A 13,038-nucleotide genomic window follows, 5' to 3' on the forward strand; every position below is an offset into this window, starting at 1 on the left:
GGGGTCCGGGGGCTGGCCCCCGGGGAACGGTGGAAGGGCGGGTCGGGGACCTAGACGCCGGTGCGGATGCGCTTGCGGGGGCGCTCGCGGTCCCGGCGGGCTGCTGCCGGGGAGAGCAGCAGGACGCGGAGCGGCGGCAGCCGCAGCGGCCGGGCCCGGAGGGGCGCGAGCTCCACGACCTCCAGCTCCTGCGCACCGACCCGCGGCACCGACCCGGCGGCCGAACCCGCCCCGGCGGCGAGCACGGCCGCCGGCGCCCCACCGCGGCGCCGCACGGAGCCGGGGGTCAGCGGGCGTCCGCCGACGTGCAGGGCGACCCCGGCCATCGGCCCGGCCACCGCCAGCAGCAGGGCCCCGAGGACCAGGCCCATGCCGGGGAACCCCGCGCCCTCGGCGAGCAGGCTCCCGGTGACGGGCCCGCAGGCCACCCCGAGGGAGGATGCGGAACCGACCAGGACGGCCCAGCGGCCGCGCGGGTCGAGGGCGGCGGCGAGGCCGATGGCGTAGGAGAGCACGACGGGGTAGACCGCGTTCCACAGGATCTCCCCGGCGGCGAAGGAGCCGAGGTCCCGCGCGTGCGAGGCCAGCACCACGCAGCAGGCGATGACCGCGGTGCCCACGCCCACCGGGACCGCCCGCCCGAGCCGGGCCCCGAGCGCGGAGGCGGCGGTGACCCCGAGCAGCCCGGCGCCGAGCGCGGCCGCGAAGACGATCCCGAGGGTGACCTCGGACAGGCCCGCCTGCTGTGCGCCGATGCGGCCGCTGACGCCCCACAGGGCGTTCTGGGCCAGCGACCACAGCATCAGGGCTCCGGCGAGGACCATCCCGGCGCGCGGGTAGGGCAGCCGCCCGGAGGCCCGTACGGCCCGTACGGCCCGGCCGGTGCCGTCGGCCGTGTCCGCCGGGTCCGTGGCATCCGTGGTGTCCGTGCGGCCCGTGCGGTCGGCCCCGGACAGGTGCCGGGTCGCGGGCCAGCACACCAGCGCGACCAGGGCGATCGCCGCGAACGGCAGTCCGTGCCCGCCGCCGAGCCGCGGCAGGGTCAGGTACAGGGCCCCGGCCGTGGCCGACACCGACAGCAGCCCCAGCGCGGAGGTCCGGTGCGGGTCGCGCTGCGCGGCGATGCCGGAGGCGGCCACGGCGGTGGCCGTGCCCGAGCCGAAGCCGCCGAGGACGGCGCCCGCGACGACGAGGGGGAGCTGCGCGGTGGCGGCCGCCGTGCCGTAGCCGAGGACGGCGAGCAGCAGACCGAGCCGGGCCAGCGGACGCGGGCCGTGCCGCGGGATGCGGGAGGCGAGGGTGAATCCGGCGGCGGCCGAGCCGAGCAGCAGGACGGAGCCGATCAGACCGGCCTGCGCGGGGCTCAGCGGGAGGTGCGCGTCGAGCCGGCCGACGACGGTCGGCAGCAGGTACGGGGCGACGTAACCGGAGGTGAAGAGCGCGACGAGCGGCCAGGCGGCGGGCGGCGCGGGGGTGCGGTCGGGCACGGGTGATCCAGGATGTGCAGGTGGAGCGTGAGATTCCGCAAGAGCGCGGGGCTCATATCTATCAAGCGCCCCGATATCCGGAGAAGGGCGTTCGGGCGGTGATCTGCGTCACACTGTATTCCGGACCCGCCCGAGAGGGAGGGCCTGACGGCGGACGCGGGTTGAACCCCATAGGGAAGTCCGATCGCGAGGCCCAGTGAAGAAACGACCCGCCAAGATCAGAACGCGCACCGAACCGAACGGGGAGTACAACGTGACCAGTCGCAGCAGCCGGGACAGCCTCGACTCCGCCGTGGACCCACTCGGTCCGCTGCGCGATCCCCAAGAACCGGGCTGTGACGTCTTTCTGACGGGCACGGTCTTCCTCGACATCATCTTCACCGGCCTCGACTCGGCCCCCGTGCGCGGCACGGAGTCCTGGGCGCGCGGCATGGGTTCCAGCCCCGGCGGCGTCGCCAACATGGCCACCGCCCTCGCCCGGCTCGGCCTGCGCACCTCCCTGGCCGCCGCCTTCGGGGACGACCACTACGGGGAGTACTGCTGGGACGCGCTCGAACAGGGCGAGGGCATCGACCTGTCGATGTCGCGGACCGTGCCCGGCTGGCACAGCCCCGTCACCGTCTCGATGGCGTACGAGGGCGAGCGCACGATGGTCTCCCACGGCCACGAGGCCCCCCTCCCGGCGGACCCCGGCCCGTTCCCCCAGTGCCCGCCCCGCGCCCGCGCGGCCGTGGCCTCGCTCGGCCCGGGCGGCGGCGAGGCCTGGGTCGCCGAGGCGGCCCGGCGCGGGGCCCGGGTCTTCGCCGACGTCGGCTGGGACGACAGCGGACGCTGGGACCTGGGGGCGCTCGCCGACCTGGAGCACTGCGAGGCCTTCCTGCCCAACGCGGGGGAGGCGATGGCCTACACGCGCACCGACTGCCCGCGCGCGGCGGCCCGGGCGCTGGCGGAGAAGGTGCCGATCGCGGTGGTGACCATGGGCGCGGAGGGTTCGTACGCGGTGGACGGGCGGACCGGGGAGACGGCCGAGGTCCCCGCGATCGCCGTCGACGCGCTGGATCCGACCGGGGCGGGCGACGTGTACGTGGCGGGCTTCCTGACCGGCACCCTCGCCGAGTGGCCCCTCGCCGACCGGCTCGCCTTCGCGGGCCTGACGGCGGCCCTGTCGGTGCAGGAGTTCGGCGGCTCGCTGTCGGCCCCCGGCTGGCCGGAGGTGGCCCACTGGTGGCGCACCGCCCCGGAGGCCCTGCGCGCCCGGTACGGCTTCCTCGACGACCTCGTCCCGCGAGCCGCCGCCCCGGCGAGTCGCCGCCGCGCGGTTCCGACGATCGGCTTCCGGCAGTCGGCGTAGGGCCTGGCCGGCCGGGGAACGCGGGCGGGGGTTTGCGGGGCCGCGCCCCCGGCCCCGATGCCCCGGGTGGGCCGGCCGGGTGCGGCGTCGTTGCCGGGGGCCAGCCCCCGGGCCCCCGCTCCTCAAGCGCCGGAGAGGCTGGGTTTGGGCCGGTGGTCGGGTGCGGAGTCGTTGCCGGGGGTCAGCCCCCGGGCCCCCGCTCCTCAAACGCCGGAGGGGCTGGTTTGGGCCCGGCGGCCAGGCCCCCGTAGGGGACGCCGTAAAACCCCTCGGGGATGGCGGGGTGGCGACGTAGGCTTGGAAGTCCGGTGGCCGTCGATCGGCGCGGCCCCTCAGTGGGAGGTATGCGCAGGCCACAGTGCCGGCCCATGACTCAGACACCGACAGCCAAGAGCCCCGCGCCGGGGCAGGCGCGAGCCCACTTCTCCGTACCGGCCACCCATCCGATGGTGTCCGTCCTCGGCTCGGGTGACGCCCTGTTGCGCGTGATCGAGAAGGCCTTCCCGAGGGCCGACATCCATGTTCGGGGCAATCAGGTCAGCGCGATCGGCGCGGCGGCGGAAGTCGCTCTGATCCAGCGCCTGTTCGACGAGATGATGCTGGTGCTCCGCACCGGGCAGCCGATGACGGAGGACGCCGTGGAACGGTCGATCGCCATGCTCAAGTCGAGCGGCAACGGGGAAGGACCGGACGAGACGCCGGCCGAGGTGCTCACCCAGAACATCCTCTCCAGCCGCGGCCGCACCATCCGCCCCAAGACGCTCAACCAGAAGCGGTACGTCGACGCGATCGACAAGCACACGATCGTCTTCGGCATCGGCCCCGCCGGTACCGGCAAGACCTACCTCGCCATGGCCAAGGCGGTGCAGGCCCTGCAGTCCAAGCAGGTCAGCCGGATCATCCTGACCCGCCCCGCGGTCGAGGCGGGCGAGCGCCTGGGATTCCTCCCCGGCACCCTCTTCGACAAGATCGACCCGTACCTGCGGCCGCTCTACGACGCCCTGCACGACATGATCGACCCGGACTCGATCCCGCGGCTGATGGCGGCGGGGACGATCGAGGTGGCGCCCCTGGCGTACATGAGGGGTCGAGCGCACCCGCGGTTCACGAAGGTTCTGACGCCGGACGGCTGGCGGCCCATCGGGGACCTCCAGGTCGGTGACCTCGTCGTCGGATCGAACGGCGAGCCGACCCCGGTCCTCGGTGTCTACCCGCAGGGCGAGAAGGACATCTACCGCCTCACAGCCCAGGACGGGTCCTGGACCCTGTGCTGTGGCGAGCACCTGTGGACGGTCCGTACGGCCTCGGACAAGCGGCGCGACCAGCCGTGGAGGGTCCTGGAGACCAAGGAGATGATCGGCAACCTCGGCGCGGCACATGCCCGCCGCTACGAGTTGCCGATGCTCACAGCGCCCGTGGCCTTCCCGGAGCGGGAGGTCCCGATGGATCCGTACGCGCTGGGTCTGCTCCTCGGCGACGGTTGCCTCACCGGTTCGACCACGCCTTCTTTCGCCACGGAGGACGAGGAACTCGTCCACGCCCTCGAAGCAGCTCTTCCTGGTGTCACCGCACGACACCGAGGCGGTCCCGACTATGTCCTGAACAGGGTGAAGTCACCCGGTGACGTGGTCACCCTGGAGAATCCCGTCACCCGGGTCATGCGCGAGCTCGATCTGCTGGGTGGTCGCTCGCACTCCAAGTCCGTTCCGGACGACTACCTGTTCAACACCGCCGAGGTCCGTCTCGCGACGCTCCAAGGACTGCTCGACTCCGATGGGGGACCCGTCACTCAGCAGGACCGCACCTGCCGGATCCAGTACTCCACCGCATCGACCGTCCTGCGGGACGACGTGATCGCCCTGGTCCAGTCGCTCGGTGGCGTGGCCTACACGCGGAGTGCAGCTGAGGGCCGCCAGCAGGGCACGGCCCTGGCCGCTCACCGGTACGACTCCCACGTCGTCGACATCGGCCTCCCCGAGGACATCGAGCCCTTCCGCCTCGCCCGCAAGCGGGACGCCTACCACGCGGCAGGCGGCGGCGGTCGTCCGATGCGGTTCATCGACTCCATCGAGCCCGCGGGCCGCGAGGAGGCGGTCTGCATCCAGGTCGCCGCCGAGGACTCGCTGTACGTCACGCAGGACTACCTGCTGACGCACAACACGCTCAACGAGGCGTTCGTCGTCCTCGACGAGGCGCAGAACACCACCCCCGAGCAGATGAAGATGTTCCTGACCCGCCTCGGGTTCGACTCGAAGATCGTCGTCACCGGCGACGTGACCCAGGTCGACCTCCCGGGCGGCTCCAAGAGCGGTCTGCGGCAGGTGCAGGACATCCTCGAAGGCGTTCCGGACATCGCCTTCTCGCGGCTCACGTCCGAGGATGTCGTCCGGCACAAGCTGGTCGGCCGTATCGTCGACGCGTACGAGAAGTACGACGACAGCCAGGACGCGAAGCAGTCGCGGAACGGCTTCCAGCGGAAGTAGAAACCAGCGCACCATGTCGATCGACGTCAACAACGAGTCCGGAACCGAGGTCGACGAGCGGGCGATCCTCGACATCGCACGCTACGCACTCGCCCGGATGCGGATCCACCCGCTCTCGGAGCTCTCCGTCATCGTCGTCGACGAGGACGCCATGGAGCAGCTCCACATCCAGTGGATGGACCTGCCCGGACCCACCGACGTCATGTCCTTCCCGATGGACGAGCTGCGTCCGCCGAAGAAGGACGAGGAGGAGCCCCCGCAGGGGCTCCTCGGTGACATCGTGCTCTGCCCCGAGGTCGCCAAGAAGCAGGGCGAGGACGCGCCGACGCAGCACTCCATGGACGAGGAGCTCCAGCTCCTGACGGTCCACGGGGTGCTGCACCTGCTCGGGTACGACCACGAGGAGCCGGACGAGAAGGCCGAGATGTTCGGCCTCCAGGCGGCCATCGTCGACGGCTGGCGCGGCGAGAACGGCGTGACCGGTCCGTCCCCGGCCCCGACCGTCTCATGACCGGTGATCTCCAGCTGATCACCGGCGCCGTCCTGCTCGTCGTGGTGGCCTGGTTCGCCGCGTGCGCCGAGTCCGGGATCGCCCGGATCTCCGCCTTCCGCGCCGAGCAGGCCGTACGGGAGGGCCGGCGCGGCAGCGCGAAGCTGGCCCAGGTCGCCGGCGACCCCACCCGCTACGTCAATGTCGCCCTGCTCGTCCGGGTCACCTGCGAGATGGCGGCGGGCGTGCTCGTCACGTACGTCTGCCTCGACGAGTTCGGGGAGAACTGGACCGCGCTGCTCGTGGCCATCGCCGTGATGGTGCTCGTGTCCTACGTGGCGGTCGGGGTGTCCCCGCGCACCATCGGCCGGCAGCACCCGCTGAACACGGCCACGGCCGCGTCCTACGTGCTCGTCCCGCTCGCCCGGATCATGGGGCCGGTCCCGCAACTGCTGATCCTCCTCGGCAACGCGCTCACCCCCGGCAAGGGCTTCCGCAAGGGGCCCTTCGCCTCCGAGGCGGAACTGCGCGCGATGGTCGACCTGGCGGAGAAGGAATCCCTGATCGAGGACGACGAGCGCCGCATGGTGCACCAGGTCTTCGAACTGGGCGACACCCTCGTGCGCGAGGTCATGGTGCCGCGCACCGATCTGGTCTGCATCGAGCGGTACAAGACGGTCCGTCAGGCGACCACGCTCGCGCTGCGGTCCGGCTTCTCGCGGATCCCGGTGACCGGGGAGAACGAGGACGACATCGTCGGCATCGTGTACCTGAAGGACCTGGTCCGCAAGACGCACATCAGCCGGGACGCGGAGAGCGACCTGGTCTCCACGGCGATAAGGCCCGCGGTGTTCGTGCCGGACACCAAGAACGCGGGCGACCTGCTGCGCGAGATGCAGTCGGTGCGCAACCACGTGGCGGTCGTCATCGACGAGTACGGCGGCACCGCAGGCATCGTCACCATCGAGGACATCCTCGAAGAGATCGTCGGCGAGATCACCGACGAGTACGACCGGGAGCTCCCGCCGGTCGAGGAGCTGGGCGGGGACCGCTACCGGGTCACCGCACGCCTGGACATCACCGATCTCGGTGAACTGTTCAAGGTGGACTCCTTCGACGACGAGGACGTGGAGACGGTCGGCGGACTGCTCGCCAAGGCGCTGGGCCGGGTCCCGATCGCCGGTGCCTCGGCGGTGGTGGACCTGCCGGACGGGCGGCCGCTGCGGCTGACGGCGGAGTCCCCGGCGGGACGACGCAACAAGATCGTGACCGTGTTGGTGGAGCCGGTGGCTCCGGTGGAGGAGCAGGACGGGGAGACGGAGTGACGCCGGCGCAGCTGCGCGCGTTCTGCCTGGGGTTCAACGCGGCCGTGGAGGAGTTTCCCTTCACCCCGGAGACCTCGGTGTTCAAGGTGCTGGGGAAGGTGTTCGCGCTGAGCGCGCTGGACGGCGACCCGCTGAAGGTCAACCTCAAGTGCGATCCCGAGCAGGCGGTGCGGCTGCGGGCGGAGCACGAGGCGATCGTGCCGGGCTGGCACATGAACAAGCGGCACTGGAACACGGTGACCGCGGGCGGGCCGGGCGCGCTGCCCGACGCGCTGCTCCGGGAGCTGGTCGAGGACTCGTACGACCTGGTGGTCGCGGGCCTGCCGAGGGCGGAGCGGCTGCGGCTCGACCGGCCGTAGGCCGGTGAGGCGCGGCGCCCCGGGGTTCCCCGGGGTTCGGTGTGCCGGCGTTCCCCTGCGTTCCCCTGCGTTCCCCTGCGTTCTCCTGCGTTCCCCCGCGTTTCCCTGTGCGGAATCCGGGAGGGGTCCAAGGTCATCAATCAGGGGACCTTCGGGGCCGGACGGCTGCTTACGCAGCGCTTAGTTTTATCCCTGCGCCACCAAGATCCCGGGGGGACACCGGGGGTGGAGGGGAGAGCGCGTCAGCGGGGCCGTCGTGCGGCCCCGCCGACGCGCTCCATATGCTTCGGGCTATGACCGACAGCACCGGGATCGACCCCGAAGACACCAAGATCATCACGTTGGCGCGCAGCGCCCGGGCCCGCAACGGCGTGCCCGAGGGGGCGGCGGTCCGGGACGAGACCGGCCGTACGTACGTCGCCGGAACCGTGGCCCTGGACTCCCTGAAGCTGAGCGCGCTCCAGACGGCCGTCGCGATGGCCGTGGCCAGCGGCGCCCAGTCCCTCGAAGCGGCGGCCGTGGTCAGCGCGGCGGATGCCCCCTCCGACGCCGACCGCGCGGCGGTCCGTGACCTCGGCGGCCCGCAGACCCCGGTCCTCCTGGCGGGCCCGGACGGCACCCTGAAGTCGAGCACCCCGGCCGGAGCCTAGGCCGTCACCCCCGGGCCGTCGCGGCCCTCCGGCCCGGCGGCCCAGGTGCGCAGGAACTCCGCGGTTTCGGTGCGCCCCTTGCGTTCCGCCCACTCCAGCGGGGTCCTGTCCCGCCAGCGGAGGTGCGGATCCGCTCCGTGTTCCAGCAGGACCCGGGCGATGTCCGTGTACCCCTGGAACGCGGCCCTGCCCAGCGGGGTGGCGCGCAGCCGGTTGGGGCGGTCGGGTCCGGCGCCCGCCGCGAGCAGCTGCCGCACGAGGGAAAGCCGGCCCTCGGAGGCCGCCTGGACCAGCGGGAGCTCCTCCGCGTAGGGGCCCGTGACCTGCTCGGGATCCGCGCCCGCCGCGAGCAGCATGCGTACCGTGCCGTCCCGGCCCTCGTGCACGGCGAGGTACAGCCCCGTGCACCCTTCGGCGTTCCGCGCGTCAGCGGCGACGCCCCGGCTCAGCAGCCGCGAGACCGTCGCCTCGTCCCCGGCGCGCGCCGCCCGTACCAGCTCGTCCGCCGCCGCTGTCCGATCCGGATCGTCCGCCTCGGTCGCTGCCGCTGTCCCGCCCGTATCGTCCACCGGCCCATCCTGGCAGCCGGATCGGAGGGGGCGTCAGGCCGCGGCGGGCTCGGCCGTGGTCCGGCGGCGGATGACCATCGCCATCAGGGCGGCCATCGCGCACAGGGCGCCCGAGGCGTACCAGACGGGGTCGTACGAGCCGAAGGCGTCGCGGGCCAGCCCGCCGAGGAAGGCCACCACCGCGGCGCCGATCTGGTGCGAGGCCAGGACCCAGCCGAAGACGATGGCCCCGTCCTCCCCGTAGTGCTCGCGGCACAGGGCGATCGTGGGCGGGACCGTCGCGACCCAGTCCAGGCCGTAGAAGACGATGAAGAACACCATCGGCGGGTGCACGGTCGGGGCCAGCAGCATCGGGAGGAAGAGCAGCGAGATCCCGCGCAGGGCGTAGTAGACGGCGAGGAGGCGGCGCGATTCGAAGCGGTCCGTCAGCCAGCCGGAGAACACCGTGCCGATCACGTCGAACACGCCGATCACGGCGAGGAGTCCGGCCGCCGCCGTCACCGGCATGCCGTGTTCGTGGGCCGAGGGCACGAAGTGCGTTTTCACCAGCCCGTTGGTCGAGGCCCCGCAGATCGCGAAGGTGCCCGCCAGCAGCCAGAAGGGGCCGGTCCGGGCCGCCTTGGCCAGGACCCCCAGGGCCCGGCGGGCGGCGCCGGGGACGGGTGCCGGCTTGGCCGTGTACGGGCCTCCGTAGGGGGTGGTCCCGATGTCCGCGGGGTGGTCGCGCAGCAGCAGCCAGACGAAGGGCACGACGGCCAGCGCCGCCAGCGAGACGGTGACCGCGGCGGGGCGCCAGCCGTGGTTCTCGACCATCCAGGCCAGCAGCGGCAGGAAGATCAGCTGGCCGGAGGCCCCGGCGGCGGTCAGGATGCCGGTGACCAGGCCGCGCCGGGCGACGAACCAGCGGTTGGTCACCGTAGCGGCGAAGGCCAGGGCCATGGAGCCGCTGCCCAGCCCCACCAGGACGCCCCAGTAGAGGATCAGTTGCCAGGCGGTGGTCATCCACACCGTGGCCACCGAGCCGGCGGCTATGACGGTCAGCGCGAGGGCGACGACCCTGCGGATGCCGAAGCGGTCCATCAGCGCGGCGGCGAACGGCGCGGTGATCCCGTACAGCGCGAGGTTCACGGAGACGGCGAGGCCGATCGTGCCCCGGGACCAGTCGAACTCCTCGTGCAGCGGCTCGATGAGCAGGCCGGGGAGCGAGGCGAAGGCGGCCGCGCCGATGATCGTCACGAAGGCGACGGCCGCGACGAACCAGGCGCGGTGGATGCGGTGGACGCGGAGTCCGGGCTGGACGGGGTGGGCGGGCTGGACGGGGTGGGCGGGGTGAGGTGCGCCGTCCGTGGGGGCGGTACCGGGCGCCCGGCCGGAGGCGGGCTTCGGTGCGGGGGAGGGGCCGGGGCCCGGTTCTGTCTGCGTCACGCCGATAGTTTCCGGCCGCCGGGGCCCCGTACGACAGTGGCCTGACCGACATGCTTCGATATGATCGGGCCATGGAGCCCCGTGCGCACCGAGTCCACCGTGTCCACCGTGTCGTCGTACTCGCCCTCGACGGGCTGCTGCCCTTCGAGCTCGGGATCCCCCACCGGATCTTCGGGCGGGCGAAGGATCCCGCCACGGGGTGGCCGCTGTACGAGATCCTCACCTGCGGGCTCGCCCCCGGCCGGGTCCCCACGGACGCCGACTTCGACGTCCACGTCGAGCACGGTCCCGAGCTGCTGGCCACGGCCGACACGGTGGTGGTGCCCGCCTCCTACGAGCTGGGCCCGGTCCACTCGGAAGGCCTGCTCACCCCCGAACTCGCCGCCGCCCTCGCGCACATCAGGCCCGGCACCCGGCTCGTCTCCATCTGCACGGGCGGGTACGTCCTCGCCGCCGCCGGGTTCCTGGACGGCCGCCGGGCCACCACCCACTGGTCCGCCGCCGCGCACTTCCAGGACACCTTCCCGGCCGTACTGGTCGACCCGGACGTGCTCTACACCGACGACGGGGACGTGCTCACCTCCGCCGGAGTCGCCGCCGGGATCGACCTGTGCCTGCACATCGTGCGCCGCGACCACGGCGCGGCCGTCGCCAACGACGTGGCCCGGCGCACCGTCGTACCCCCGCACCGCGAGGGCGGGCAGGCGCAGTTCATCGAGCGGCCGGTGCCGCAGCCGCAGCGGTCGGCCACCACCGCGGCCCGCGCCTGGGTCCTGGACCGGCTGCACGAACCGCTGCGGCTGACGGACCTGGCCCGGCAGGAGGCGATGTCCGTACGGACCTTCACGCGCAGGTTCCGCGAGGAGTCGGGGCTCAGCCCGGGCGAATGGATCGTCGGGCAGCGGGTGGAGCGGGCCCGGGCGCTGCTGGAGCAGACCGACCTGCCCATGGAACACGTGGCCCGGGAAGCGGGCTTCGGGACGGCGCAGTCCCTGCGCAAGCACGTCCAGGCGGCGCTCGGCGTGAGCCCGACGGCCTACCGGCGGACCTTCCGCGCCACGGTGCCGGGTACCGCGGCGGGCGTCGTGTCCGGTACCGCGCCAGGCATCGCATCCGGCATCATCCTGCCATCTCCTGATGGGACATCAGTTGTTGCCGGGTCCGTGCATTGACTTATCCCCCCGCCCGCTCGTGAATGGCCCCCTGGCGGGGTACGGGATCCCAGGGGGCGGTCAGTGCGGACATCGGCGCGGCACAGAGGATGGTCGGCGGCCGTCGGCATGGCGGTACTGGCCGCGGCGACCGGGGGCGCGCTGAGCACACCCGCCGCCGCGGAGGGGGAGACGCCGCCGGGGCAGGTCGAGTTCCCCACGCACTGCCTGCCTCCGCAGGAAGCCGGACTGCCGCCGGCCGACGGGCCCACCACCGCCCGGGTCACCGTGGACGATGCGGCCCCGCGCGTGGGCGACACCGTCACCGTCACCTACCAGGTGGCCCGGACCCCCGCCCTGAACCCGCTCTCCGTGGCGCTGCCCGGCGACGTCCTCACCCCGACCGGGCGGATCGTCCTCGGCGGCGCGCAGCAGGGCGAGGTCACCGTCGTCGGAGCCAAGCGCAACGACCCCGTCGAGGCGGGCGGGGTGCTGCCCGCCGTCACCATGACCGGCACCTTCACCGTCACCGCTCCCGGCGAGATCACCCTGGCCCCGGGCGGCTACACCCTGCACACCGGCCATCTGCTCGAACTCGACACCGTGTGCGCGGTCGCCGGGGGCGCGGCGCCGGGACCGGATCCGAGCCCGAAGCCCTCCGTATCGGCTTCCGCTTCCGCTTCCGCTTCCGTGCCTGTGGTGCCTGCCCCGTCGGACCCGTCGTCTCCGGGGCCGCTGCCGCTGCCGCTCCCCGGCGGAGCCCCGGTGGCGCAGCGGATCACCGCGAGCCCGCTCCCGACGGCCAACCTGCGCGCCGTCGCGCTCGGCACGGCCGCGGGCGGTCCCGGCGCCAAGGTCAAGGTCACCGGAGCCGGGTTCGTCCCCGGAGCCCAGGTCACCGTGGCCGGCCGGGCGGGTACGGCGGAGACCGCCGACCGGGTCACCGCGAAGGCGGACGAGCTCGGCGTGGTCCTCGCGGAGCTGCCGGTCACGGACCGGGCGACCACCGCCGTCGTGGCCTACGAGGGCGCCGTCTGGACCCCGGAGCGGGGCTCCGGCCCGGCCGCGTACACCGTGATCACCGCCGCCCCGCTGCCGGCGGGCAGCCAGACGGTGACGGCCGTCGTCCAGCCGGGCGAGCTCGGCATGACCCAGGAGGGCGACGCCGTGACCCTGGCCGCGGTCCCGTACGGGGACGGCGGCGCGGCGGCCGGCCGGATCGGCACCGTCACCGTGAAGGACGCCCGCGGCGGGCCGGCCGGGTGGTCCCTGATCGGCAAGGTCACCGATTTCACCGGCTCCGGCGGACTCCGCATCCCGGGCGCCTCCCTGAGCTGGACCCCGACGTGTACGGCCGCGCCCGGCAGCCCCAGCGCGTGCGTCCCGGGGAGCGCGGGCACCGTCGGGCCGGACGGGGCGGTCCTGGCCTCCACCGGAGACGCCGCGCTCGTCGGAGGCACCTTCACCGTGGACGCGGGCGTCACCCTCCAGGTGCCCCCGTACACCCCGCCCGGCGCCTACACGGCGGTGCTGACGCTGACCCTGTCGTGACCCGGCCCGGCCGCTCCGCCGCGCCTGTTCCGCTGCGCGGGGCCGTCTCCCCGCCCCGCCCTTCGCCCGTTCCCCGGGGCCCGGCCCCGGACCCCGGTCCTCAAACGCCGGACGGGCTGAAAGCCCCTGGGGCTCCGCCCCAGACCCCGCTCCTCAAACGCCGGAGGGGCTGGGTTTGGGCCGCTGCTGTCTGCACG

Annotated in this window: 12 protein-coding genes and 1 pseudogene; 9 read left to right on the plus strand and 4 right to left on the minus strand. The window is 73.4% G+C overall.

All coding sequences use genetic code 11. The features are described 5' to 3' along the window. Positions 1-50: 50 nt before the first annotated feature. Positions 51-1,487, minus strand: coding sequence for an MFS transporter (locus ACFWNV_RS36595; protein ID WP_383955639.1), 1,437 nt, complete (start codon positions 1,485-1,487; stop codon positions 51-53). Between the two features lie 253 nt (positions 1,488-1,740). Here ACFWNV_RS36595 and ACFWNV_RS36600 point away from each other — a divergent pair, with 253 nt between their 5' ends. Further along, complete coding sequence (locus ACFWNV_RS36600) at positions 1,741-2,838, plus strand: carbohydrate kinase family protein (protein ID WP_383955642.1); 1,098 nt, start codon at positions 1,741-1,743, stop codon at positions 2,836-2,838. Between the two features lie 656 nt (positions 2,839-3,494). Beyond that, a pseudogene (locus ACFWNV_RS36605) lies at positions 3,495-3,872 on the plus strand (PhoH family protein); the annotation flags it as partial. On the opposite strand, the gene ACFWNV_RS36610 reads toward ACFWNV_RS36605, so the two are convergent. Continuing rightward, positions 3,830-3,979, minus strand: coding sequence for a hypothetical protein (locus ACFWNV_RS36610; RefSeq protein ID WP_383955663.1), 150 nt, complete (start codon positions 3,977-3,979; stop codon positions 3,830-3,832). The pseudogene ACFWNV_RS36605 and the gene ACFWNV_RS36610 sit on opposite strands and share 43 nt — an antisense overlap. A gap of 517 nt (positions 3,980-4,496) precedes the next feature. Here ACFWNV_RS36610 and ACFWNV_RS36615 point away from each other — a divergent pair. From ACFWNV_RS36615 to ACFWNV_RS36635, 5 genes are all read left to right on the plus strand, one after another. Further along, the gene (locus ACFWNV_RS36615) at positions 4,497-5,321 is read left to right on the plus strand and encodes a PhoH family protein (RefSeq protein ID WP_383955665.1); all 825 of its coding nucleotides are present in this window, start codon (positions 4,497-4,499) and stop codon (positions 5,319-5,321) included. A 13-nt stretch (positions 5,322-5,334) separates the two neighbouring features. Then, positions 5,335-5,832, plus strand: coding sequence for an rRNA maturation RNase YbeY (gene ybeY, locus ACFWNV_RS36620; RefSeq protein WP_266877564.1), 498 nt, complete (start codon positions 5,335-5,337; stop codon positions 5,830-5,832). Continuing rightward, positions 5,829-7,136, plus strand: coding sequence for a hemolysin family protein (locus ACFWNV_RS36625; protein ID WP_383955645.1), 1,308 nt, complete (start codon positions 5,829-5,831; stop codon positions 7,134-7,136). Before ybeY ends, ACFWNV_RS36625 begins: the two co-directional genes overlap by 4 nt. Continuing rightward, on the plus strand, positions 7,133-7,495 hold the full coding sequence (locus ACFWNV_RS36630) for an MmcQ/YjbR family DNA-binding protein (protein ID WP_383955648.1): 363 nt from the start codon (positions 7,133-7,135) through the stop codon (positions 7,493-7,495). The genes ACFWNV_RS36625 and ACFWNV_RS36630 overlap by 4 nt, the downstream gene beginning before the upstream one ends. A gap of 293 nt (positions 7,496-7,788) precedes the next feature. Continuing rightward, complete coding sequence (locus ACFWNV_RS36635) at positions 7,789-8,145, plus strand: cytidine deaminase (RefSeq protein ID WP_383955651.1); 357 nt, start codon at positions 7,789-7,791, stop codon at positions 8,143-8,145. Here ACFWNV_RS36635 and ACFWNV_RS36640 read toward each other — a convergent pair. Beyond that, positions 8,142-8,714, minus strand: a complete 573-nt coding sequence (locus ACFWNV_RS36640) for an ankyrin repeat domain-containing protein (protein WP_383955654.1) — start codon at positions 8,712-8,714, stop codon at positions 8,142-8,144. The two genes, ACFWNV_RS36635 and ACFWNV_RS36640, sit on opposite strands and share 4 nt — an antisense overlap. Positions 8,715-8,747: 33 nt before the next feature. Then, positions 8,748-10,139 (minus strand): MFS transporter, encoded by a 1,392-nt coding sequence (locus tag ACFWNV_RS36645; RefSeq protein ID WP_383955657.1) that lies wholly within the window; start codon positions 10,137-10,139, stop codon positions 8,748-8,750. A 71-nt stretch (positions 10,140-10,210) separates the two neighbouring features. Here ACFWNV_RS36645 and ACFWNV_RS36650 point away from each other — a divergent pair, with 71 nt between their 5' ends. Together ACFWNV_RS36650 and ACFWNV_RS36655 are read left to right on the plus strand one after the other, a co-directional pair. Continuing rightward, positions 10,211-11,311, plus strand: a complete 1,101-nt coding sequence (locus tag ACFWNV_RS36650) for a GlxA family transcriptional regulator (protein ID WP_383955660.1) — start codon at positions 10,211-10,213, stop codon at positions 11,309-11,311. A 108-nt stretch (positions 11,312-11,419) separates the two neighbouring features. Continuing rightward, on the plus strand, positions 11,420-12,841 hold the full coding sequence (locus ACFWNV_RS36655; RefSeq protein WP_383955668.1) for a beta-xylosidase: 1,422 nt from the start codon (positions 11,420-11,422) through the stop codon (positions 12,839-12,841). Positions 12,842-13,038: the final 197 nt, after the last annotated feature.

Source organism: Streptomyces sp. NPDC058401, assembly GCF_042722885.1.
Lineage (GTDB): Bacteria > Actinomycetota > Actinomycetes > Streptomycetales > Streptomycetaceae > Streptomyces.

Excerpts from the sequence above, each read along its gene's own strand:
- ACFWNV_RS36610 (WP_383955663.1), bottom strand. The coding sequence starts at position 3,979 with ATGGGCCGCCAGCCGTCCGGCGTCAGAACCTTCGTGAACCGCGGGTGC.
- ACFWNV_RS36615 (WP_383955665.1), top strand. The coding sequence starts at position 4,497 with ATGCGCGAGCTCGATCTGCTGGGTGGTCGCTCGCACTCCAAGTCCGTT.
- ybeY (WP_266877564.1), top strand. The coding sequence starts at position 5,335 with ATGTCGATCGACGTCAACAACGAGTCCGGAACCGAGGTCGACGAGCGG.
- ACFWNV_RS36625 (WP_383955645.1), top strand. The coding sequence starts at position 5,829 with ATGACCGGTGATCTCCAGCTGATCACCGGCGCCGTCCTGCTCGTCGTG.
- ACFWNV_RS36635 (WP_383955651.1), top strand. The coding sequence starts at position 7,789 with ATGACCGACAGCACCGGGATCGACCCCGAAGACACCAAGATCATCACG.
- ACFWNV_RS36650 (WP_383955660.1), top strand. The coding sequence starts at position 10,211 with ATGGAGCCCCGTGCGCACCGAGTCCACCGTGTCCACCGTGTCGTCGTA.
- ACFWNV_RS36655 (WP_383955668.1), top strand. The coding sequence starts at position 11,420 with ATGGCGGTACTGGCCGCGGCGACCGGGGGCGCGCTGAGCACACCCGCC.